This is a genomic window from Nocardioides sp. CER19 (assembly GCF_029846275.1).
Lineage (GTDB): Bacteria > Actinomycetota > Actinomycetes > Propionibacteriales > Nocardioidaceae > Nocardioides.
This window is the reverse complement of the sequence record NZ_JARVWS010000002.1, coordinates 445,336-463,499: the sequence shown is the minus strand read 5'-3', so window position 1 is coordinate 463,499 and position 18,164 is coordinate 445,336. Positions and strand designations below refer to the sequence as shown.

The following is an 18,164-nucleotide window of genomic DNA, read 5'->3' as shown; positions in this document are numbered from 1 at the left end:
TCCACGTCTCGGAGGTCCCCATGCCTGACAAGTTCGACGTCCCCGGCGCGCCCGGCTCCGAGGAGCCCTCGTTCGACGAGCCCACCGAACCGCGCGGCCCGCTGCCGCCGAAGCCGGACCAGACCGGTCCCGAGGTCCGCACCGCGAGCGGTGCGGTCGCCGACGAGGACCAGGCGGTCAACGCCCAACAGGGCGAGTGGCTGACGACCTCGGTCGGCGCCCGGCTGCGCGACACCGACCACTCGCTCAAGGCGGGCGAGCGTGGCCCGACGCTGCTCCAGGACCACCACCTCCGCGAGAAGATCACCCACTTCGACCACGAGCGCATCCCCGAGCGGGTCGTCCATGCCCGGGGCTACGCGGCGCACGGGGTCTTCACGGCCTACGGCAACGCCGACTCCGTGACCTGCGCCGCGTTCTTGCAGAAGGGTGTCGAGACGCCCGTCTTCACCCGGTTCTCGACAGTGCTCGGGTCCCGCGGGAGCGCCGACACGGTGCGGGACACCCGCGGCTTCGCGACGAAGTTCTACACCGAGGAGGGCAACTTCGACCTCGTCGGCAACAACATCCCGGTCTTCTTCATCCAGGACGGCATCAAGTTCCCCGACGTCGTCCACGCGGCCAAGCCGCACCCGGACCGGGAGATCCCGCAGGCGCAGAGCGCCCACGACACGTTCTGGGACTTCGTCTCGCTGCACACCGAGGCGCAGCACCACACGATGTGGAACATGTCCGACCGCGGCATCCCGCGTTCCTACCGGATGATGGAGGGCTTCGGCGTTCACACCTTCCGGCTGGTCAACGCGGCCGGGGAGACGACGCTGGCGAAGTTCCACTGGAAGCCCAAGCTCGGCGTGCACGGCCTGGTCTGGGAGGAGGCGCAGTTCCTCGGGGGCTTCGACCCCGACTTCCACCGGCGCGACCTCGCCGACGCCATCGAGGCCGGCGCCTACCCCGAGTGGGAGCTCGGCATCCAGGTCTTCCCGGACACGCCGGACCAGACGTTCGAGGGCATCGACCTGCTCGACCCGACGAAGATCGTCCCCGAGGAGCTCGCGGAGGTGCAGCGGATCGGCAAGCTCGTGCTCAACCGCAACCCCTCCAACTACTTCGCGGAGACCGAGCAGGTGGCGTTCCACGTCGGCAACCTCGTCCGGGGCATCGACGTCACCGACGACCCGCTCCTGCAGACCCGCCTCTTCTCGTACGTCGACACGCAGCTGACCCGTCTGGGCGGCCCGAACTTCAACCAGATCCCGATCAACCGGCCGCACGCGCCCGTCAACGACATGCTCCGGGACGGCTTCCACCAGGACGGCGTGCACCGTGGCGTGGCGCCGTACCGGCCCAACTCCCTCGACGGCGGCTGCCCGTTCCACGCCGGCGTCGACGACAACGCGTTCGTCGAGGCGCCGGTGCAGGTCTCGGGACCGAAGAGCCGCGCGCAGGCGGCGTCGTTCGACGACCACTACACGCAGGTGCGGCAGTTCTGGAAGTCGATGACGCCGGTCGAGCAGGAGCACATCGTCGCGGCGTACGCCTTCGAGCTCGGCAAGTGCTACGAGCAGACCATCCGCGCCCGGCAGCTGCAGTGCCTGGCCAACATCGACGGCGAGCTCTGCGCGCAGGTCGCCGAGCAGCTGGGCATGGCCGCGCCGGAGCCGACCGAGCCGCTGACCGAGCCGCAGCCCAGCCCGGCGCTGTCGATGGTCGGCGAGACCTGGCCGCTCGATGGCCGCATGATCGGTGTCGTCGTCGCGCCGGGCACCTCCCTGGAGCAGGTCGGCGAGCTGCGGGCGGCCGTCTTCGAGGCCGGCATGGTGCCGCTGCTCATCGCCCCGACCGGCGGCGTGCTCGGCGACGGGACGCCGGGACAGCGCAGCTACACGACGGCGCGGTCCGTGGAGCTGGACGCCCTGCTCGTCGCCGACGGGACCGGCGCCCACGCCGTCGACCCGCACGTGGTCCTCCTGGTCCAGGAGTGCTTCCGGCACGGCAAGGCGATCGGCGTCTGGGGCGACGGGTCCGAGTCGCTCACGGCGGCCGGCGTCGACCCGTCCGGTCCCGGCATCGTGAACTCCTCGGCTCCGCTGGAGGTGCTCTCGGAGGTCTCGACCCTCATGGGCGCGCACCGGGTGTGGGAACGGGCCCTCCCCCGCTGATGCCTCACCGCGGAGCGGGCCCGCCTCTGAGCGGGCCCGCTCCGCTGTCGTTTGGCGGCGAAGGCGTCCGGGTAGCGTCGTGGCGTGGTCGAGATGGGTCCGGTCCTGGTCGACCACCGCGAGAGGGGCAGCGGCATCCCGGAGGCACTCATGGCCGCCGGCCTCGACGTACGGCTCACGGACCTGCCGGTGGGCGACTACGTGCTCGGACCCGGGCTGGCGATCGAGCGCAAGGGTCCCGGTGATCTGGGCGCGTCGATCCGCGACGGGCGCATCTTCGACCAAGCGGTGCGCTTGCAGTCGGCGTTCCCGCAGGCGGTCCTCCTGATCGAGGGTGAGCCCCGTTGGATCGCCGAGGACGCCTGGCGGGGTGCGGTGTGCCGGTTGGTCGAGGACGGGTTCACCGTGTTGCACAGCCTGGACGCCGAGGACAGTGCTGCGTGGCTCCTCCGACTCGCCAAGCGGGCCCGGCGCGCCGCGCCGACCAACCGCGGCGACGGCCCCCGACGAGTCCCGCGACATCCGTCAGCACAGGCCGAGGTGATGCTCGCCGTCGTCCCGGGTATCAGTCCGACCATGGCCCGCAGCCTGCTCGCCGCCTACGGCAGCGTCGCAGCGGTCGCCGAGGCCGCGCCCGAGGGTCTCCGCCACCACCCGGGCATCGGCCGGGTGCGAGCCGCGCGGCTCGCCGAGGCGCTGCGCGGCGGGTACGTCGCACCCGTGGACCGGGACCCTGAACCCGAACGACCTGCGCGCGGCACCCGACCCGCCCGCCGCTGGATCCTCGCCGGGCCGGACCGCAGTGTCGAGCCCCAGTCGTTCGACCGTCGCGCCATCGCACTGCGCGCCCTGCGCTCGGCCGGTGAGGGCACCCAGCTGATCGACGGCCTCACCGGCGAGGTCCTCGAGGCGGGCTCGCACCCGGGGGCGGGAGCGGACTGAGACGAGCTGCTGCCGGGACTTCGCACGCTCCACGTTGTCGTGCAGAGTGTCGAGCAGCTCGTAGCGCGCCACGGACGAGGTTCTCGACCCGTCGGCGATGAGGAGACAGACCCCGAAGCTCAGCCCAAGGAGATCAACATGAACATCGTCGTCGGATACGTCCCGTCTCCGGAGGGCACCGCAGCCATCGACTACGCCGTGACCCTCGCCGGACGAGACGGCGATCGGGTCGTCGTGGTCAACTCCGGCGTACGCGGCAACGACGCCCACCCCGCGTTCGCGAGCGCCGCGGACTGGGACGCCCTCGAGGAGCGGCTCAGCTCACTGGGCATCGACCACGAGCTCCGCCAGTCGCTGCAGGCGCAGTCCCCGGCGGAGGAGATCCTCACCGTGGCCGATGCGGTCGACGCGGGCCTGATCGTGATCGGCCTCCGGCGGCGGTCGCCGGTCGGCAAGCTGTTCCTCGGGAGCAGCTCCCAGCAGGTCCTCCTCGACGCGAAGTGCCCCGTGGTCGCGGTCAAGCGAGCTGAGTGAACCCTCGCAGACCGGACTGCGTGCATCGCCGGACCGCACACCCTGCCGTCGAGGGCGCGTGCTGTCCGGCGTGCGTGACAGCACGATGGTGGGGTACCGTCGAGATACCGAGTCTTCTTCGTTCTCCGCACCAGCGGCGGCATTCCCGGCGAGTTATCAACACGGGAGCCGCGCACCAGCTGCGGGAGGGCCCCGGGGAGACCACGGTGATCGCGATGCTGTCGGAGCCGAACCAGCTTCACCCGCCGGATGGGCGGGGGCACGACGAGGCGCTGAGCATCGAAGTGCGCCGGCCGGACGGGGAGACCATGGTGGTCGAGCTGCGCGGGGAGGCCGACATCTCCACCGCGCCTGCTCTTCGAGAAGTCGGGAACGACGCGGCAGCTGGCGACCTGCGGCGCCTCATCGTGGACCTCGACGGGCTGACCTTCCTGGACGCCGCCACGCTTGACTGGCTGGCGGAGACACACAACCGTCTCTCCGCCACGGGAGCGAAGCTGCAGGTCAGCTGTCACACCAATCTCCCGCGGCGGCTGCTGACGGCCACCAGGCTGGACTTCCTGCTCGCCTAACGGTCGAGCGTGAACCAGACGGTCTTGCCGGCCCCCGCCTGCTCCACGCCCCAACTACCCGACAGGGCATCGACGAGCACGAGGCCCCGGCCACTGGTCGCCTCTCGGTCCACCCTCCGCAGCACTGGACGCTCTGCCGACTGGTCCTGGACCTCGACACGGACCGGTCCTGCGCCCCAGGTCAGGCGCAGCTCCACTGGGCCCGCCCCGTGGCGGACCGCGTTCGTCACGAGTTCGCTGGTCAAGACGAGGACGATGTCCAAGGAAGGTGCGGGCAGTTCGCGCAGACGACTCGCAACCAGCCGGCGGGCCAAGGGGATCGAGTCGATCTCCGCGGCAAGCATCCAGCCTGCCCGCCGCAGCTCCATGTGCCCCACTTTCCGAGGCCATCCCGAGGCCGTACTCAGAAGGTAACCCGGGCCCGGCGGCCGCATCCTCTCGAATGCCTGGGCACTTGCTGCTCGACCAGGTCCGCCACCCTCCTCGGCCACGCCTCCCCCACGCCACCGGCACCGAGACCAGCCGGGTCGACCACACCTCACCGACGACGACCTGGACCTCATCCGACGCATCCACGCCGCGTAGGACCGCGGGCCTGGGAACGCGGCTACCGCTGCCGGACGGCGTAGGCCAGGTGCGTCACCCGCGGGGAGGACTCCACGCCGACCGGCTCGAGAGCGATGCGGCCCGCGTCGATGCCATCGAACAGGCGGACCCCGGAGCCGAACAGCACGGGTGACAGGGCGACCGAGAACTCATCGACCAGGCCGGCGTTGACGTACTCCACGAGTGTCGCGCCGCCTCCCGCGATCCGCACGTCGCGGTCGCCCGCTGCGTCGCGGGCCAGGTCGAGCGCGGCCTCGATCCCGTCGTTGACGAAGTGGAACGTGGTCCCGCCCGGCCGCTCCCAGGGGTTCCGCTTCTCGTGCGTCACGACGAACACCGGCGTGTGGAACGGTGCCTCCTCGGGCCACATCTCCTCGCCGGCGTCGAACATGCGCTTGCCCATCACGCTCGCCCCGGTGCGCTCGTACGTCTCGCGGAGGATGTCGTTGTCGCGCCCCTCCTCGCCACCGCCGCCGCGCTTGAGGTTCTCCCGGAAGAACCGCTGCGGGAAGACCCACCGCTGCAGCTCCATCCACTGGCGTCCCATCAGCTCGCCGGGCGAGTCGGGCGCGATGAAGCCGTCCAGTGACATCGACACGCTGAAGAACACCTTCCCGGCCATCAGTCCTCCCCTCCCGCCCGGACGATCCGGACGAGCTCGGCGACGTACGTCGCCAGGTGGCTCAGGGTCTGCTGGCCGCCCTCGATCGCGTGGTACTTCTCGGCCGCCTCGTCGCGAAGCTCTTTGGTGGGGAACAGCGTCCGCATCACGATCCGGGTCTCCTCGCCGACCGGCTCGAAGGTCAGGACCGACGAGAACGCGTTCGGGTCGTCGCGGGATGCGCCGTGCGCCAGCGCGATCCGCTCGGACGGGACGATCTCGGTCCAGGTGATCCACTCCTGGTAGTCGGTCCCGTCCGGCCCGTGCAGCACGAAGTCCCACTCCCCGCCGACGCGGAACTCGAACGAGCGCGTCGTCGTGGTGAACCCCTCCGGTCCCCACCACCGCGACAGGTGCCGGACGAGCGTGAACGCCTCGAACACCGGGCCCGGCGGGGCACCGATCAGCCGGGAGACCACGATCTCGCGGTCAGCGGTCGCGTACGCCGGCTCGCCGGCGTTACTGGTCGTCATCGCGTGCTTCCTCCTGTTGTGCCTGCTTGAGCTCCTGCACGTAGTCGTCCAGGCGGCCGAAGCTCTCGTTCCAGAACCGCTCGAACCCGCCGGCCCACTCGTGGACGGGCCGCAGCCCGCGGGCGTCCAGGCCGTAGAGCCGCTGCCTGCCGGCCTCACGGACACCCACCAGCCCCACCTCCCGGAGGACCCGCAGGTGCTTGGACGCCTGCGGCTGCGCCATCCCCAGCTCTTGCGCGAGGTCGGTCACCGGTCGCTCGCCGCCCCGCAGCAGCACGAGGATCTCCCGCCGCTGCGGCTCCGCGATCGCGTTGAAGACGTCCGAGGTCGTCGCCGCACGTGCCATAGATCAATCATATTCCTATATGGGAATGCGTCAACCGTCTTCGCCGACCGCCCCGTCGGCGAGCTCACGGGCGATGTCGAGGTGGCCGGCATGGCGGGCGTACTCCTGGAGCACGTGCAGGAGGATCCACTGCAGCTGCGGCGCCTCCGCGGGCGTCGCGAACCGGCCTCCCGGAGCGGCCTGATCGGTCAGGGCGTGGGCCTCGACGATCTCGCGGGTGCGGCGTCCGACGCCCTCGAGGCGCTCCAGCAGGGTGGCCAGGCCCTCGTCAGGAGTGACCCAGCCGTCGCCGTCGCTGTCGCCCCACGGCTCGGGGACCTGCTCGCCGAGGAAGCCCCACTCCATCCAGCGGCGCTCCATGTGGGCGAGGTGGGTGAGCAGTCCCGCCGGGGTCCAGCCCGACGGCACCCGGGAGCCGCGGAGGTCGCCGCCGGTCAGGCCCGTGACCTTCGCGGCGATGACGGAGCGGTAGTAGTCGAGGTAGTCCAGCAGCAGTCCGCGCAGGTCGTCGGTGGACGCGGGCTCAGGAAGAGCGATCATGCCTCATCTTCTCGAGGAGGCTCACGCCTCGCGCTGTGCCACGAGCACCACGCCCGGCCCGTAGGGACCGCGTGCGGGCATGCGCAGCTCGGCGACCGGGCGGAGGCCCGCCCGCTCCACGAGCGCCGTCAGCTGCTCCGGCCGCCACTGGTACGTCGTCCACTGCACCGGGACACCGCCGTAGGCCTCGGTCCGGACCGCGTCGTCGTCGCCGACGTGCGTCGCGATGATCGCCTGACCCCCGGGTACGAGCGCGTCGCGGAACGTCGCGAGCACCGTCGGGAGCACGTCGCGCGGCAGGTTGAAGAGCGACCACCAGCCGAGGACCCCGCCGAGGCATCCGGGCTCCAGGTCGAGGTCCGTCGAGGAGCCGACGCTGAAGGCGCACCGCGGATGGCGACGGCGCGCGTGCTCGATCATCCGCGGCGACAGGTCCACGCCGGAGATGTCGACGCCGCGCTCGTGCAGGTAGGCGGTGACCGCCCCCGGCCCGCAGCCGACGTCGAGGACGGGCCCCAGGTCGCGGACCGCGTCCGCGAACGTGTCGATGGCCGCCTTGAGCCACGGGTCCTGGCGAACGTCAGCCATGCCGGTGGTCTCCAGCAGCTGCACATAGCTGTCGGCCACGCGGTCGTACGAGTCGCGTACGACGTCCAGGTCCGCCGGCCGGGCGAGCGACGAGGAGTCCATCGCGCTCACCGTAGGGGCGACGTCACCACGTGAGAACCAGGCTCGCCGGGTACCGCGTCGACATGGCAATCATCGGCTTTCTCGTGTTCGGTCTCGTCGTGGGCGCGCTCGCGCGCCTGATCAAGCCGGGTCGCCAGCACCTCGGGTTCCTCGGCACCCTCCTGCTCGGCGTCCTCGGATCGCTCATCGGAGGCATCGTCGCCTCCGCGCTCGGCACCGGCGACATCTTCGAGCTCAACATCCTCGGCTCGATCGTGGCGATCATCGCCGCCGTCCTCCTCATCGGCGTCGTCGAGGGCGTGATGGACAAGCGGCCCGCCGCGCACCACTGACGGCTGACCGGGGGCACCGCTAGGCGCGGCGCTTCTGGTCGCGGCGTACGCGCGTCCGCAGCTGGAGGATCCGCAGGCTGCCCGCCACGGCCGCCAGGAACAGCCCGGCGACGGCCGCGATGAGCAGCGCCACCGCCAGCGAGGTCTGTCCGTTCCACCCGAGGAACGACACGGTCACCGAGCGGGTGTTCTGCGCGATGAAGACGATCAGCAGGACGAGCACGACTCCCAGCGCCACGACGCCGACCCACGCGCGGCCGGTCCGCGTGGCCTTGAGGGGGTCGTGCCCGCGCTGGGGCTGCGTCGTCGTCATGTCCGGATCCACGCCGGGGTCGACGCCGCGCGTCCCCGGAGCGTCGCGCGTCTCAGGTGCGTTGGGCTCAGTCATGGAGAGCCGGTACCCGGATCGGCGACCGGCCGACCTAGGTGATCTCCGGCAGCTCCTGCGCCGCGCCGAGCACGGCGCGGAAGGGGTCGCCGCGCTCCGCGAGCCGGTCGAGCACCGTGCGGATGGTCCAACGGTCGGGGCGCAGCTCGGGGTCGTCGAGCTCGTCCCACCCGATCGGCACCGACACGGGTGCACCCGGTGCGGGGCGCGGTGAGTACGGCGCCACGAGCGTCTTGTTGATCGCGTTCTGCGTGTAGTCGAGCCTGGCCAGGCCGCCGCGCGACTTGACCTCCCACTTCCAGCTGACCAGCTCGGGGACCACCTTCCCGACCGTCCGCGACAGCTTCTCCACCCAGGCCCGGGTGTCGTCGAAGGAGTAACCCTCGACGACCGGGATCCAGATCTGGATGCCGCGGCGCCCGGTGACCTTGGCCCGCGCGGTCACCCCGAGGTGCTCCAGCGCGGTCCGGTGCAGTCGGGCCAGCGTCAGGAGGTCGTCCCAGCCGGTGCGCTCCCCCGGGTCCAGGTCGACCAGCGCGTACGACGGCTCGTGCGGCGCCGTCGTACGCGATGTCCAGGGGTGCCACTCCAGCGCGCCGAAGTTGGCGGCCCAGACCAGCGCGGCCGGCTCGTCGACGACCACGTAGGTGTCGGTCTCCCCGGGATCGGCGTCCGGGTTCGCCCAGGCGCCGACCCACTCCGGCGCATGGGACGGCCGCTGCTTGTGCCAGAAGCCTGACTTGTCGGCTCCGTCCGGGTAGCGGTGCAGGTTGAGCGCCCGGCCCTCCAGGTAGGGCAGCGCGACGGGCGCGATCCGCGCGGTGTAGGCGAGCAGCTCGCGCTTGGTCACCGGCGGGCGGTGCCGGTCGGGCGCGGGGAAGAGCACCTTGTCGAGGTTCGTCACCTTCAAGGACCGCCCGAAGACCTCCCACGTGCCCTGCTTGCCCAGCTCGCCGAGCGCATCGATCGCGTCGTCGTCGAGGGGCTCCGGAAGCAGCGACACGTCGGCCTCGGCCGCCGGGGCGTCCGACCGCCACAGCCGGTCGGGATCGGCCTTCACCTCGTCGTTGGTGCGCCCGCTCGTCACCGAGCGCGGGTGGTCCTCGGGGTCCCAACCGTCGACGGCGTGGTCGTCGTGCTTGTGCAGGAGCATCCAGTTCTTCTCGTCGCCGTCACGGCGCACGAGCACGAGCCGCCCGTGCAGCTTGTCGCCGTGCACCTCCGCATGCAGCTCCCCGTCGCGCACCGCCGCCGCGGGGTCGTCGGTGTGCACCGGCTCCCAGGTGCCGAGGTCCCAGACGATCACGTCGCCGCCGCCGTACTCGCCGTGTGGGATGACGCCCTCGAACGTGAGGTACTCGATCGGGTGGTCCTCGACGTGCACCGCCAGCCGCCGCGACGACGGATCGAGCGTCGGCCCCTTCGGAACCGCCCAGCTCACGAGCACGCCGTCGATCTCGAACCGGAGGTCGTAGTGCAGCCGCCGGGCGCGGTGCCGCTGCACGACGAAGCGCCGGCCCTCTCCCGCGGCCGGCGTCGCGCCGCGGGGCTCGCGGGTGCGCGTGAAGTCGCGCTTGCGGCGGTAGACCTCGAGCGGGTCGGCTGTCATACCTGACAAGTGCCCACCCGCCCGCCGGTGAAGCGCGATAGCCCGCGGCCGCGGTGGGCACCGGCGCGGAATGGAGGCCTCCCTCGAGTTCATCGGTACGGCGACCACGCTGCTGCGGCTCGGCCCGCACACGCTCCTCACCGACCCGGACTTCCGGCCACGGGGCAAGCGCGCCTACCTCGGGAAGGGCCTCTTCTCGAAGCGGCGGACCCAGCCGGCCCGGCAGCCCGAGGAGCTGCCGCCGGTCGACGGCGTGGTGCTCTCGCACCTGCACGGCGACCACTTCGACCCGGTGGCACGGGCGCGGCTCGGCAAGGACATGCCGGTGCTCACGACGCCGGCGGCCGGTCGCAAGCTCACCCGTTGGGGCTTCCACGAGGCGCACGGGATGCGCACCTGGGAGGTCGCCGGCCTCGCCGACGGCCTGACGGTGACCTCGGTGCCGGGCGAGCACGCGCCGTCGTACGCGCGAGCGCTGCTGCCGCCGGTGATGGGCAGCGTCATCGAGGCCAGCGACGGGACCGGGACGTTCCGCGTCTACGTCACCGGCGACACGCTCTACCGTCCGTTCCTCGGGGAGGTGACCGAGCGGCTCGGACCGCTCGACGCGATGGTGATCCACCTCGGCGGCACCCGCGCCTTCGGGATCCTCGTGACGATGGACGGCGACCAGGGCGCCGACCTCGTCGACCTCATCGCGTCGCCCGTCACCGTGCCGGTCCACCACGACGACTACACGGTGTTCCGCTCGCCCCTCGGCGACTTCCTCCGCGCGTGCCGGGACCGCGGCCTGGCCGGCCGGGTGCGGACGGTCGGGCGGGGCGAGACCGTGCCGCTCGCCTGAGTCGGGATCCGGCGCTCCCGAGGACGCGTTCCCCGCGGCCAGATGGGGCACCGGTGGGACCCAACGACCATCACGGATCCGCAGGAGGGCAGAGCCATGGCAACCGGCGAGACCGGCTTCGACGACGTCACCTTCGACCTGATCTCGGTGCAGTACCACTCGCTCAAGGCCGGGCACGACTACGGGCAGTACGTGCGCGACGCCGAGAACGCGGGCGAGCAGGAGATCGCCGACTTCTTCAAGCAGGTCATGGACGAGGACGCCCAGCGCGCCCACCAGGTCCACGAGTTCCTGCGGCGGCTCGGCGGCACCGACAACACCGCACCGCAGGGGACGACGGCGTGAGTCACCTGTCGACGCGGGAGGACAACCCCGACGTGCTGGTCCGCCTGACCCAGCAGCTCGAGGGCGACGCGTCCCTCGACTCCCTGGCGGAGGTCATCCGACCGCTGGCGGACCGGCTCGTCGCCGACCCCGAGCGGCGCCGGCTGCTCCAGGGCGAGTGGCTGGGGCACGCGCTCCACCCGTTGCTGACCGACCTGCCCATCGGCTTCTGGACGTCGGCGAACGTGCTGGACCTCGTCGGCGGCCGCGCCGCGCGACCGGCCGCCCGGCGCCTCGTCGGACTGGGCGTGGCGTGCGCGGTGCCCACCGCGATCACCGGGCTGGCCGAGTTCGCGGCGCTGCAGGTCACCCGGGACCGGCGTACGGCGAGCGCCCACGCGCTCGGCAACGTCGTCGCGCTGACCTGCTACACCGCGTCGTGGGTCGCCCGTCGGCGGGAGCGCTGGACGGCCGGCGTCCTGCTCGGGCTCGCCGGAGCGTCCGCCGCGACGGTCGGGGGCTACCTCGGCGGCCACCTGGCCGCCGGCCGGCGCGTGTCGACGCGCCATCCTGCGTTCCGGAACGGCTAGCGCGTGGCCGGTGGGCACCTGTTCGTCGTCCACGGCCGACTGGAGATGCTGGTCCACGACGCCGCGGTGGTGCCGACCGACGATCGGTTCACCTTCGCGGACACGTGGTCGCCGTTGGTGGGCGGCTCGGACCGCGACGGCCTGCGCCCCGACGGTTGGCCCGGCAGCGGCTGGGCCCGTGCGCGCGACGAGCGCCCGTTCTGGTTCGTGAGCGTCGGCCCCGGGTTGTCGACCCGGGAGATCGCCGACCGCGTCGCCGCCGCGGCGCGCGACGTCGCCGAGTCCGAGGTGACGGCGGGCCGCAACCGGGTCATCCCGCTGCTGGCAGTGCCTGTGCTGGGCATCGAGGGCGGCGGCCACTCCGACGACCGCGGCGAGGTCATCCGCCAGCAGCTGCACTTGCTGCGCGGCGTCGTCGAGTCCTGCCGGCTCGACATCGCGGTCGTCGCACCGGAGCGCTCGATCCACGGCGCCGCCCAGCACGTCCGCGGGGAGCTGCGTCCCGCCGACCTGCCCGCCGCCCACGCCCGGGAGGCGGCCAGGCTCGGCGACCTGGCGCGGCGTGGCGAGCTCGCGCTGTTCTTCGGCGCCGGGCTCAGCGTTCCCGCGGGTCTGCCCGGCTGGGAGGCGATGCTGTGCCTGCTCGCGCAGGAGGCAAGGGTCGACCCGACCCACCTCCACCGGCTGTCCCGCCTGGACCAGGCGCAGCTCCTACAGCGCCGGTTGCCACACCTCGGCGAGGCCGTCGTCCGCGCGCTCGGGCGACCCGAGCGCCCCTCGCTCGGCCACGCCCTGCTCGCCGGCCTGGGATGTCGCGAGGCCGCGACCACCAACTACGACGACCTCTACGAGCGTGCCGTCGGCGCCACCGGCCGGCGTCCACCCGCGGCGCTGCCGTGGGAGCAGGCGGTCGGCTCGTGGGTGCTGAAGATGCACGGCGACATCGCCCGCCCGGACACCGTCACGCTCACCAGGCGCGACCTGGTCCGGTTCGACGCTCGCGCCCGTCCGGCCGGCGCCCTGCTGCAGGCGCTCCTCATGACCCGCCACCTCATGCTCGTCGGCGCCTCGCTCGACGACGACAACGTCATCCGGCTGGTCCGCGAGGTCGAGGTCTTCCGCGAGGACTGCGGACTGACCGGGCCGGTCGCCACGGTGCTCGACGTCGATGACGACGAGGCAAGACGGGAGCTGTGGGAGGACCAGCTCGACTGGCTCACCCTCACCGGCGACGACCTGCCCCAACGGGCACGTGCCCTCGAGATCTTCCTCGACGCCGTCGCCTGGCACGCCGCCGACACCGGCTCCTGGCTTCTCGACCCGCGCTTCGCGGGCCTCCTCGATGAGGCGGGCCGCGGTGCGGCCGAGGCAGGCCGCCGGTGGCGGGCCGACCTGGAGCAGCGCGGCGAGGAGTGGGCGACGGTCCGCGCCGCCCTCGACGGCGCCGGGGCGAGCGTGGAGTGACGCACCCGAGGTGGCCGCGTGCTCACTGCTCGCCGCGCTCGGCGTCGGCCGCGTCGCGCGCTCTCGTCAGCCCCCGATGACGCCCACGGCGTTGAGGAGGCTGTAGACGGAGAGCACGACCATGACGGCCGCGGCGACCCGGGTGATCCAGCGCATCGGAAGCACTCGGATGAGACTCCGCCCGCCGAGGATCGCCAGGAGCCCGACGGCCCAGAGGCCGAGCGTCGCGCCGATGCCGACCGAGAGCGGGTCGTGGTACTTCGCGGCCAGGTTGGCGGTGAGGATCTGGGTGAGGTCGCCCCACTCGGCGACGAAGATGACGCCGAACCCGAGCGAGGCGATCTTCCAGAACCCGGCGGTGTCGGGGAGCTCGGGGATCTCGGCCTCCTCCTCGGCTTCCATCTCCTCCTCGTCCTCCAGCCCCTCGCGCCAGATCAGGACGGCGCCGATGACGAACAGCACCGCGACGACGCCCTCGACGGCGCGGTGCGGGAGGAGCGTGAGCAGCGACCCGGCCGCCACCGCGATGACGACGTGGGCGAGGAACGCCGCGGCGATGCCGGTGAAGGCCCATCGCCACGGGAACCGTGTCCCGAGCACGAGGGCGGCGATGGCGCTCTTGTCGGGGAGCTCGCCGACGAAGATGAGGGCGAAGGTCACGGCGATGACGCCGAGCTCGATCATGAAGGTCGTCCTTGTGGTCAGACGGCTGGGTCCGAAGTCGACCCGCGGGATCGGTCCGGACGCCAGCCGGGCATGGCTGGTGGTCCGAACGTCTCGTCCGGTCGCTGTGGCGACCCCGGACACCGGGCTGGTTGGCCAGCCAGTATGTCGACATCCGGTCGAGGGACTACTCCCGTCCGGCGGCGACCCTATCGGCTGCGGCGGGGAACGAGCGAATCCGTCATCACGTGCCCGGCAGGTCGTTCGACATGGTCATGGAAGGTGGCTGCGGCAGGCCCGGTTGCGCCGTCGAGCATCCGCCCGCGCGCCGGGCGGAGCGGACGGCGTCACGGTAGGCGTCGAGCTGGGCCTGGCCACGCTGCCACATCGCCAGCCACATCTTGGTCGCCGTCGCCGGCGCCAGCGTCCCCGCCCGCAGCCGGTCCATGTCGAGGACGTGCATGTGCCAGGTGTGGACCGCCGTACGCGCGGCATCCAGCGTCTGGAGATCGGCGCTGACCTGGCGGGCGCAGGATCGTAGCGCCACGCCCTCGCTCGGCCGGACGAGGCTCGGTGACGGGCAGGAGACGTCGTGCCCACGGAGGGTGCGGACCGCTGCGCGGAAGTGCTCGATCCGGCCCTGGGCACCCACCCGCGTCTGGTTCCAGAAGGCAGTCGCCTGCTTCAGGGAGATCGCGCCCACCACGAGCTTGTTCATGGCCCCGATGTGGACGGCCCACTGGTCCATCGCCGGACCCGCCGCCTCCAGCGGCGCGGTGAGCGCACTCGCTGCGCTTCGGCACAGCTCCATCCGGGTCGGCTGCGCCTGGGCCGGCTTGGACGCGCTCAACGGCGCGACCTGTCCGGAGCCGGAGCTCTCAGGCGCGTCCCCGGAGCCGCCCCCGACCAGCGAGATGAACATCCAGATCAGGCCGAGAACGGCCGCCCCGACTGCCACGCCACCGCCGAACATGAGCGCGGTGTCTCGCGCCGGCCTCTCCGGAGCCGGTCCCAGCGCATCCTCGTCGTTCCCCATGTCGTCGCCTCCCGAGCGGGGAGCGCCATCGCCCCCACGTCCACCTTGCGTCCATCGGCGCCTGGTGAGGTCACCCAAAGAGGGGAAAACCCAAAGAACGCCGTGGCTCGCCCGCCGGCGACCGGCCGGACGTCGGCTGCGGCCCGCGTGGCGCCGGGTGCTCGGGTTTGGCAAACCCCTGATCGGGGCAGCCTGCAAGAACCAGGGCCAGCACGGCCTGTTCTGACGAGCTTTCGGGGGCGACGATGAGCGGCAACGTCGGTGGTGATCCGGCCGCGATGACCGGGGGCGCCAAGTCCCTGCACGGGGCGGGCGGCAAGATCGAGGAGGCCGGCCGAGGCCTCGCGCACGCGGTGGCGCAGGCGTCCGGGAGCGCCGGGTACGCCGACCTCGCCGGTGCGCTGCGCCGCCTGGGCGCCGCGACGGGGACGGCGATCGAGGACCTCGGCACCCAGACGAAGATCGGCGCCGCCCTCGCCGAGGCCGCCGCCCAGGACGTCGTCGCCGCGTCCGGGGGACATTGATGGTCGAGGGCTTCGACTACCCCGAGGGTGAGCCCGGGCCGCTGAAGTCGGCGGCGGCGACCCTCGGCACGATCCACACCGACCTCGGCACCCACGGCACGACCATCGCCGGCGGCGTGGACGACGCGTCGTCGACCTGGCGAGGCCCCCGCAAGAAGGACTTCGTCGACGCGGGGACCGGCATCCTGGGCGCGTTGGACGGCGCGGGCGCCGTCCTGCAGGGAGCGCAGGAGCAGCTCGCGGGCTACGCGCAGCGGCTGGCGCGGGCCCGCACCGACATCGACGACCTGCGGGTGCAGGCCGAGCGGCATCTCGGTGACGTCGCCGACCTGCCCGACGGCGACCCCGCGACCGCCACCGCACGCAGCCGCGCCGCGGGCGCGGTGAGCAGGCTCCGGGAGCACGCGGAGGAGATCCGCGACCGGATCAAGCGCGACGCCGGCGCCACGGCGGCCGCGCTCGACAGCGCGACGGGCCTGATCGTCCCCGGCGCGGTGAGGCTGACGCCCGACCAGGTCGCGCGCCGGGTCCACGCGCAGTCCGACCTCGGGTCGGCACGCGCCGCGCTCGTGGGCGGCGCGCTCACCGCTGACGCCGCGTGGGACGCGCTCAGCGGCCTCGTGAAGGCGGGGGCCTCCCTCGGCGAGAAGTTCGTCAGCGAGTGGGGCGGCTTCAAGCCGCCGGGTGAGGGCGGCCCGATCGCAACGACGCTCTACGCCCTCGGCCAGGCCCAGTTCGCCGCGTCGAGCGTCACCGGCTGGATGGCCGACCAGCGCTTCTCCCACTTCCGCCCGATCAACGCCGCCGGGCAGACGATCCCGAAGGCCGGGCTCGGCTTCTGGGAGCGCCTCAAGTACGGCGCCGGCCGGTTCCCGACCCGCCAGGGTCTCAACCCGCTGGAGCGCCTCACCGGCTTCGACCCGAAGGGGCACTTCAGCGCGCGCCCCTGGAAGGGCGGCGCGGCCGAGGGGTGGGGCACCGCCGGCAAGTGGCTGTCGCGGGGCGGCACCGTGCTCACGTTCGCCACCTCGGCCTGGGGCGAGTGGGAGCAGGACGCGAAGTACCCGACCGACGAGCGCGCCGGGCGGGCCGCCACGGTCGGGGCGACGACCGCCGCGGGCGCCTGGGCCGGGGCCGAGGTCGGAGCCTGGGCCGGAGGCGCGATCGGCACGGCCATCTGTCCGGGTGTCGGCACCGTCATCGGGGCCGGCATCGGCGGTCTGGTGGGAGGCTTCGTCGGCTCCGAGGCCGGTCAGTGGGTCGGCGACCAGCTCAAGGACCTCGGCGGCGAGGCGGGGCACGCGATCTCGGAAGGCGTCGGGGCGGCCGGGGATGCCATCGGCGGCGCGGCCCACGCCGTCGGGGACTTCGTGGGAGGGTTGTTCTGATGGAACCCAGCGCGACGTCCTACCTGTGCCTGGCCGTCGGGATCGTGCTCACCGGGCTCGGCGTGTGGCAGCGGCTGGGCCGGGGACGCAGCGCGCGGGCGTGGTCGGGAGCGGCCGGCGAGGGCGGCGTACGGCTCGCGCTGTTCGTGCTGCCCGGGATCGGGCTGCTGGCGCTCGCGCTCGGGCTCGGCCCGTGGGCCGACGACGTGCCGGCCATCGGGCTGCTGCTCCTCGTCCTGGTCCTGGCCGGGGCGTTGCTCCTCTTCGGCTGGGGGATGATGCGGCTGCCCTACCCGCGCTGGGCCGTGCCCGGCTGGGCGCGGCACACCATCGCGCTGCGGTTCGAGAAGGAGGGCTGGCTCCGGTGAACGTCGTCCACGACGGCGCCTCCTTCCCGGCGCCCGAGGGGTGGGACGTCGTCACGCCCGCCCCCGACGCGACGATCGTCATCGAGCCCGACCGGGCCGACGGCGGCTTCCGCGCCAACCTCGTGCTCACCGTCGGCGACAACGGCGACCTGAGCTTCCGCGACTGGCAGAACGGCACCGACGTGCTGCTCCGCCACGAGCTGGTCGACTTCCTCCTGCTCGACCTCGAGCGGCTCGACGTGGACGGCCGACCGGGCGGACGCAGGCTCGCCCACCACACCAGCCGCGAGGGAGCAGGTCTCGTCATGGAGCAGTGGTTCGCCCAGGTGGGCAGCACCGGCTACACGCTGACCGCGACGGTCGACGCCCTGCGCTACCCGCTCCTCGCCGCGACCCTCGACGAGTGCGCCGCCGGCCTCACCCTCCCGGACGGGGCCGGCCGGTGAGCCTCACCCTGCGCGACGGCGAGCTGCACGTCGACGTCGCCGCCTGGACGGCGATGATCGGCGCGGCGCCGTCCCCCGGCGCGGTCGACGCGGCACGCCAGGTGCCCGGCGGCGAGCGCGCCCTTGCGGCGGTCGCGCACCCGCTGGCCGTGCTCCAGCTGGAGACGGCCACGCCGGGCGGCGTCCGCAACCACGAGGTGTGGCTGGGGTCCGACGCCGCCGCCCTGCTCGTCCACACCGCCGACGGAACCGACCGCCACGTGGTGCCACTCCCCCACGACCAGGTCACCGCGGCCCTGGCCAGGCTGACCGGACTCGGCCCGCGCGACCGGATGCGGGACGACATCCCCCGCCACCCGCGAGACGTTGCGGACGAGGTGCTCGCCGGCTGGTTCGCCCTCGACGCCGACGTACGCCGCTCCGCGCTGGCGCCGTTCGGAGCCGACCGGGCCTGGCGGCTGGTGGCGCACGCCGTCGGCTCCACCGAGGAGCCCCTCGTGCTGGTCGTCGCCGACGGAAGCGACGGCGGCGCCTGGCTGGTCGAGCTGGCCGACCAGGCGTTCGTCGCGGCCCCGGTCTCGCCGACCGTCCTCTTCCGCCAGCTGGCAGCGGTGCTGCCGCTGCTCGGCCGGGACGTCGAGTCGGTGACCGGCCGCTGACGG

24 protein-coding genes are annotated in these 18,164 nt (G+C 72.8%); 14 read left to right on the top strand and 10 right to left on the bottom strand.

Annotated elements, in window-relative coordinates; genetic code table 11:
* The first annotated feature begins 20 nt into the window (after positions 1-20).
* The 4 genes from QDS12_RS10625 (at position 21) to QDS12_RS10610 (ending at position 4,210) form a co-directional block, all read left to right on the top strand.
* A complete protein-coding gene (locus tag QDS12_RS10625) occupies positions 21-2,162 on the top strand; it encodes a catalase (protein ID WP_279878960.1) in 2,142 nt (713 codons plus the stop codon).
* A gap of 93 nt (positions 2,163-2,255) precedes the next feature.
* A complete protein-coding gene (locus tag QDS12_RS10620; RefSeq protein ID WP_279880412.1) occupies positions 2,256-3,104 on the top strand; it encodes an ERCC4 domain-containing protein in 849 nt (282 codons plus the stop codon).
* Positions 3,105-3,242: 138 nt separating this feature from the next.
* The gene (locus tag QDS12_RS10615; protein WP_279878959.1) at positions 3,243-3,638 is read left to right on the top strand and encodes a universal stress protein; all 396 of its coding nucleotides are present in this window, start codon (positions 3,243-3,245) and stop codon (positions 3,636-3,638) included.
* Between the two features lie 215 nt (positions 3,639-3,853).
* On the top strand, positions 3,854-4,210 hold the full coding sequence (locus tag QDS12_RS10610; RefSeq protein ID WP_279880410.1) for an STAS domain-containing protein: 357 nt from the start codon (positions 3,854-3,856) through the stop codon (positions 4,208-4,210).
* On the opposite strand, the gene QDS12_RS10605 is transcribed toward QDS12_RS10610, so the two are convergent.
* The 6 genes from QDS12_RS10605 to QDS12_RS10580 all read right to left on the bottom strand — a co-directional run bounded on the left by QDS12_RS10605 (position 4,207) and on the right by QDS12_RS10580 (position 7,526).
* Entirely contained in the window at positions 4,207-4,578 is a 372-nt protein-coding gene (locus QDS12_RS10605) for an ATP-binding protein (protein WP_279878958.1), read from the bottom strand. The two genes, QDS12_RS10610 and QDS12_RS10605, sit on opposite strands and share 4 nt — an antisense overlap.
* 239 nt (positions 4,579-4,817) lie before the next feature.
* On the bottom strand, positions 4,818-5,438 hold the full coding sequence (locus tag QDS12_RS10600) for a dihydrofolate reductase family protein (protein ID WP_279878957.1): 621 nt from the start codon (positions 5,436-5,438) through the stop codon (positions 4,818-4,820).
* Positions 5,438-5,950 carry an SRPBCC family protein gene (locus QDS12_RS10595; RefSeq protein WP_279878956.1) on the bottom strand — a complete coding sequence of 171 codons (513 nt, stop codon included), beginning with the start codon at positions 5,948-5,950 and terminating at the stop codon, positions 5,438-5,440. The genes QDS12_RS10600 and QDS12_RS10595 overlap by 1 nt, the downstream gene beginning before the upstream one ends.
* Positions 5,937-6,296: a metalloregulator ArsR/SmtB family transcription factor gene (locus QDS12_RS10590; RefSeq protein ID WP_279878955.1), complete on the bottom strand. Its 360-nt coding sequence runs from the start codon at positions 6,294-6,296 to the stop codon at positions 5,937-5,939. Before QDS12_RS10590 ends, QDS12_RS10595 begins: the two co-directional genes overlap by 14 nt.
* Positions 6,297-6,326: 30 nt before the next feature.
* A complete protein-coding gene (locus tag QDS12_RS10585; protein ID WP_279878954.1) occupies positions 6,327-6,836 on the bottom strand; it encodes a DinB family protein in 510 nt (169 codons plus the stop codon).
* A gap of 21 nt (positions 6,837-6,857) precedes the next feature.
* Positions 6,858-7,526, bottom strand: coding sequence for a class I SAM-dependent methyltransferase (locus QDS12_RS10580; protein ID WP_279878953.1), 669 nt, complete (start codon positions 7,524-7,526; stop codon positions 6,858-6,860).
* Positions 7,527-7,588: 62 nt separating this feature from the next.
* On the opposite strand from QDS12_RS10580, the gene QDS12_RS10575 reads away from it, so the two are divergent.
* Positions 7,589-7,858 carry a hypothetical protein gene (locus QDS12_RS10575; protein WP_279878952.1) on the top strand — a complete coding sequence of 90 codons (270 nt, stop codon included), beginning with the start codon at positions 7,589-7,591 and terminating at the stop codon, positions 7,856-7,858.
* A gap of 19 nt (positions 7,859-7,877) precedes the next feature.
* Here QDS12_RS10575 and QDS12_RS10570 read toward each other — a convergent pair whose 3' ends face one another.
* Complete coding sequence (locus QDS12_RS10570) at positions 7,878-8,246, bottom strand: lipopolysaccharide assembly protein LapA domain-containing protein (RefSeq protein ID WP_279878951.1); 369 nt, start codon at positions 8,244-8,246, stop codon at positions 7,878-7,880.
* A gap of 34 nt (positions 8,247-8,280) precedes the next feature.
* Entirely contained in the window at positions 8,281-9,855 is a 1,575-nt protein-coding gene (locus QDS12_RS10565; RefSeq protein ID WP_279878950.1) for a DNA polymerase ligase N-terminal domain-containing protein, read from the bottom strand.
* Between the two features lie 70 nt (positions 9,856-9,925).
* Between QDS12_RS10565 and QDS12_RS10560 the strand changes: the two genes are divergently transcribed.
* The 4 genes from QDS12_RS10560 to QDS12_RS10545 all read left to right on the top strand — a co-directional run bounded on the left by QDS12_RS10560 (position 9,926) and on the right by QDS12_RS10545 (position 13,077).
* The gene (locus tag QDS12_RS10560; RefSeq protein WP_279878949.1) at positions 9,926-10,699 is read left to right on the top strand and encodes an MBL fold metallo-hydrolase; all 774 of its coding nucleotides are present in this window, start codon (positions 9,926-9,928) and stop codon (positions 10,697-10,699) included.
* 96 nt (positions 10,700-10,795) lie between these two features.
* Positions 10,796-11,044, top strand: a complete 249-nt coding sequence (locus tag QDS12_RS10555; protein WP_279878948.1) for a hypothetical protein — start codon at positions 10,796-10,798, stop codon at positions 11,042-11,044.
* Positions 11,041-11,613 (top strand): DUF2231 domain-containing protein, encoded by a 573-nt coding sequence (locus QDS12_RS10550; RefSeq protein WP_279878947.1) that lies wholly within the window; start codon positions 11,041-11,043, stop codon positions 11,611-11,613. The genes QDS12_RS10555 and QDS12_RS10550 overlap by 4 nt, the downstream gene beginning before the upstream one ends.
* Before the next feature lie 3 nt (positions 11,614-11,616).
* Positions 11,617-13,077 (top strand): SIR2 family protein, encoded by a 1,461-nt coding sequence (locus tag QDS12_RS10545; protein ID WP_279878946.1) that lies wholly within the window; start codon positions 11,617-11,619, stop codon positions 13,075-13,077.
* A gap of 66 nt (positions 13,078-13,143) precedes the next feature.
* Here QDS12_RS10545 and QDS12_RS10540 read toward each other — a convergent pair whose 3' ends face one another.
* Together QDS12_RS10540 and QDS12_RS10535 are read right to left on the bottom strand one after the other, a co-directional pair.
* Positions 13,144-13,761, bottom strand: coding sequence for a TMEM165/GDT1 family protein (locus tag QDS12_RS10540; RefSeq protein ID WP_279878945.1), 618 nt, complete (start codon positions 13,759-13,761; stop codon positions 13,144-13,146).
* 223 nt (positions 13,762-13,984) lie between these two features.
* Complete coding sequence (locus QDS12_RS10535) at positions 13,985-14,776, bottom strand: hypothetical protein (protein ID WP_279878944.1); 792 nt, start codon at positions 14,774-14,776, stop codon at positions 13,985-13,987.
* A 245-nt stretch (positions 14,777-15,021) separates the two neighbouring features.
* On the opposite strand from QDS12_RS10535, the gene QDS12_RS10530 reads away from it, so the two are divergent.
* The 5 genes from QDS12_RS10530 to QDS12_RS10510 are packed head-to-tail and all read left to right on the top strand — an operon-like array spanning position 15,022 to position 18,161.
* Positions 15,022-15,300 carry a hypothetical protein gene (locus QDS12_RS10530; RefSeq protein WP_279878943.1) on the top strand — a complete coding sequence of 93 codons (279 nt, stop codon included), beginning with the start codon at positions 15,022-15,024 and terminating at the stop codon, positions 15,298-15,300.
* Positions 15,300-16,688 carry a hypothetical protein gene (locus QDS12_RS10525; protein ID WP_279878942.1) on the top strand — a complete coding sequence of 463 codons (1,389 nt, stop codon included), beginning with the start codon at positions 15,300-15,302 and terminating at the stop codon, positions 16,686-16,688. The genes QDS12_RS10530 and QDS12_RS10525 overlap by 1 nt, the downstream gene beginning before the upstream one ends.
* Entirely contained in the window at positions 16,688-17,056 is a 369-nt protein-coding gene (locus tag QDS12_RS10520; RefSeq protein ID WP_279878941.1) for a hypothetical protein, read from the top strand. The genes QDS12_RS10525 and QDS12_RS10520 overlap by 1 nt, the downstream gene beginning before the upstream one ends.
* Positions 17,053-17,502 (top strand): hypothetical protein, encoded by a 450-nt coding sequence (locus tag QDS12_RS10515; protein WP_279878940.1) that lies wholly within the window; start codon positions 17,053-17,055, stop codon positions 17,500-17,502. Before QDS12_RS10520 ends, QDS12_RS10515 begins: the two co-directional genes overlap by 4 nt.
* Entirely contained in the window at positions 17,499-18,161 is a 663-nt protein-coding gene (locus QDS12_RS10510) for a hypothetical protein (RefSeq protein ID WP_279878939.1), read from the top strand. The genes QDS12_RS10515 and QDS12_RS10510 overlap by 4 nt, the downstream gene beginning before the upstream one ends.
* Positions 18,162-18,164 lie beyond the last annotated feature (3 nt).

Coding starts and splice junctions, on each gene's coding strand:
- QDS12_RS10625 (WP_279878960.1), top strand. CDS start 21: ATGCCTGACAAGTTCGACGTCCCCGGCGCGCCCGGCTCCGAGGAGCCC.
- QDS12_RS10620 (WP_279880412.1), top strand. CDS start 2,256: ATGGGTCCGGTCCTGGTCGACCACCGCGAGAGGGGCAGCGGCATCCCG.
- QDS12_RS10615 (WP_279878959.1), top strand. CDS start 3,243: ATGAACATCGTCGTCGGATACGTCCCGTCTCCGGAGGGCACCGCAGCC.
- QDS12_RS10610 (WP_279880410.1), top strand. CDS start 3,854: ATGCTGTCGGAGCCGAACCAGCTTCACCCGCCGGATGGGCGGGGGCAC.
- QDS12_RS10605 (WP_279878958.1), bottom strand. CDS start 4,578: ATGGAGCTGCGGCGGGCAGGCTGGATGCTTGCCGCGGAGATCGACTCG.
- QDS12_RS10600 (WP_279878957.1), bottom strand. CDS start 5,438: ATGGCCGGGAAGGTGTTCTTCAGCGTGTCGATGTCACTGGACGGCTTC.
- QDS12_RS10595 (WP_279878956.1), bottom strand. CDS start 5,950: ATGACGACCAGTAACGCCGGCGAGCCGGCGTACGCGACCGCTGACCGC.
- QDS12_RS10590 (WP_279878955.1), bottom strand. CDS start 6,296: ATGGCACGTGCGGCGACGACCTCGGACGTCTTCAACGCGATCGCGGAG.
- QDS12_RS10585 (WP_279878954.1), bottom strand. CDS start 6,836: ATGATCGCTCTTCCTGAGCCCGCGTCCACCGACGACCTGCGCGGACTG.
- QDS12_RS10580 (WP_279878953.1), bottom strand. CDS start 7,526: ATGGACTCCTCGTCGCTCGCCCGGCCGGCGGACCTGGACGTCGTACGC.
- QDS12_RS10575 (WP_279878952.1), top strand. CDS start 7,589: ATGGCAATCATCGGCTTTCTCGTGTTCGGTCTCGTCGTGGGCGCGCTC.
- QDS12_RS10570 (WP_279878951.1), bottom strand. CDS start 8,246: ATGACTGAGCCCAACGCACCTGAGACGCGCGACGCTCCGGGGACGCGC.
- QDS12_RS10565 (WP_279878950.1), bottom strand. CDS start 9,855: ATGACAGCCGACCCGCTCGAGGTCTACCGCCGCAAGCGCGACTTCACG.
- QDS12_RS10560 (WP_279878949.1), top strand. CDS start 9,926: ATGGAGGCCTCCCTCGAGTTCATCGGTACGGCGACCACGCTGCTGCGG.
- QDS12_RS10555 (WP_279878948.1), top strand. CDS start 10,796: ATGGCAACCGGCGAGACCGGCTTCGACGACGTCACCTTCGACCTGATC.
- QDS12_RS10540 (WP_279878945.1), bottom strand. CDS start 13,761: ATGATCGAGCTCGGCGTCATCGCCGTGACCTTCGCCCTCATCTTCGTC.
- QDS12_RS10535 (WP_279878944.1), bottom strand. CDS start 14,776: ATGGGGAACGACGAGGATGCGCTGGGACCGGCTCCGGAGAGGCCGGCG.
- QDS12_RS10530 (WP_279878943.1), top strand. CDS start 15,022: ATGAGCGGCAACGTCGGTGGTGATCCGGCCGCGATGACCGGGGGCGCC.
- QDS12_RS10525 (WP_279878942.1), top strand. CDS start 15,300: ATGGTCGAGGGCTTCGACTACCCCGAGGGTGAGCCCGGGCCGCTGAAG.
- QDS12_RS10520 (WP_279878941.1), top strand. CDS start 16,688: ATGGAACCCAGCGCGACGTCCTACCTGTGCCTGGCCGTCGGGATCGTG.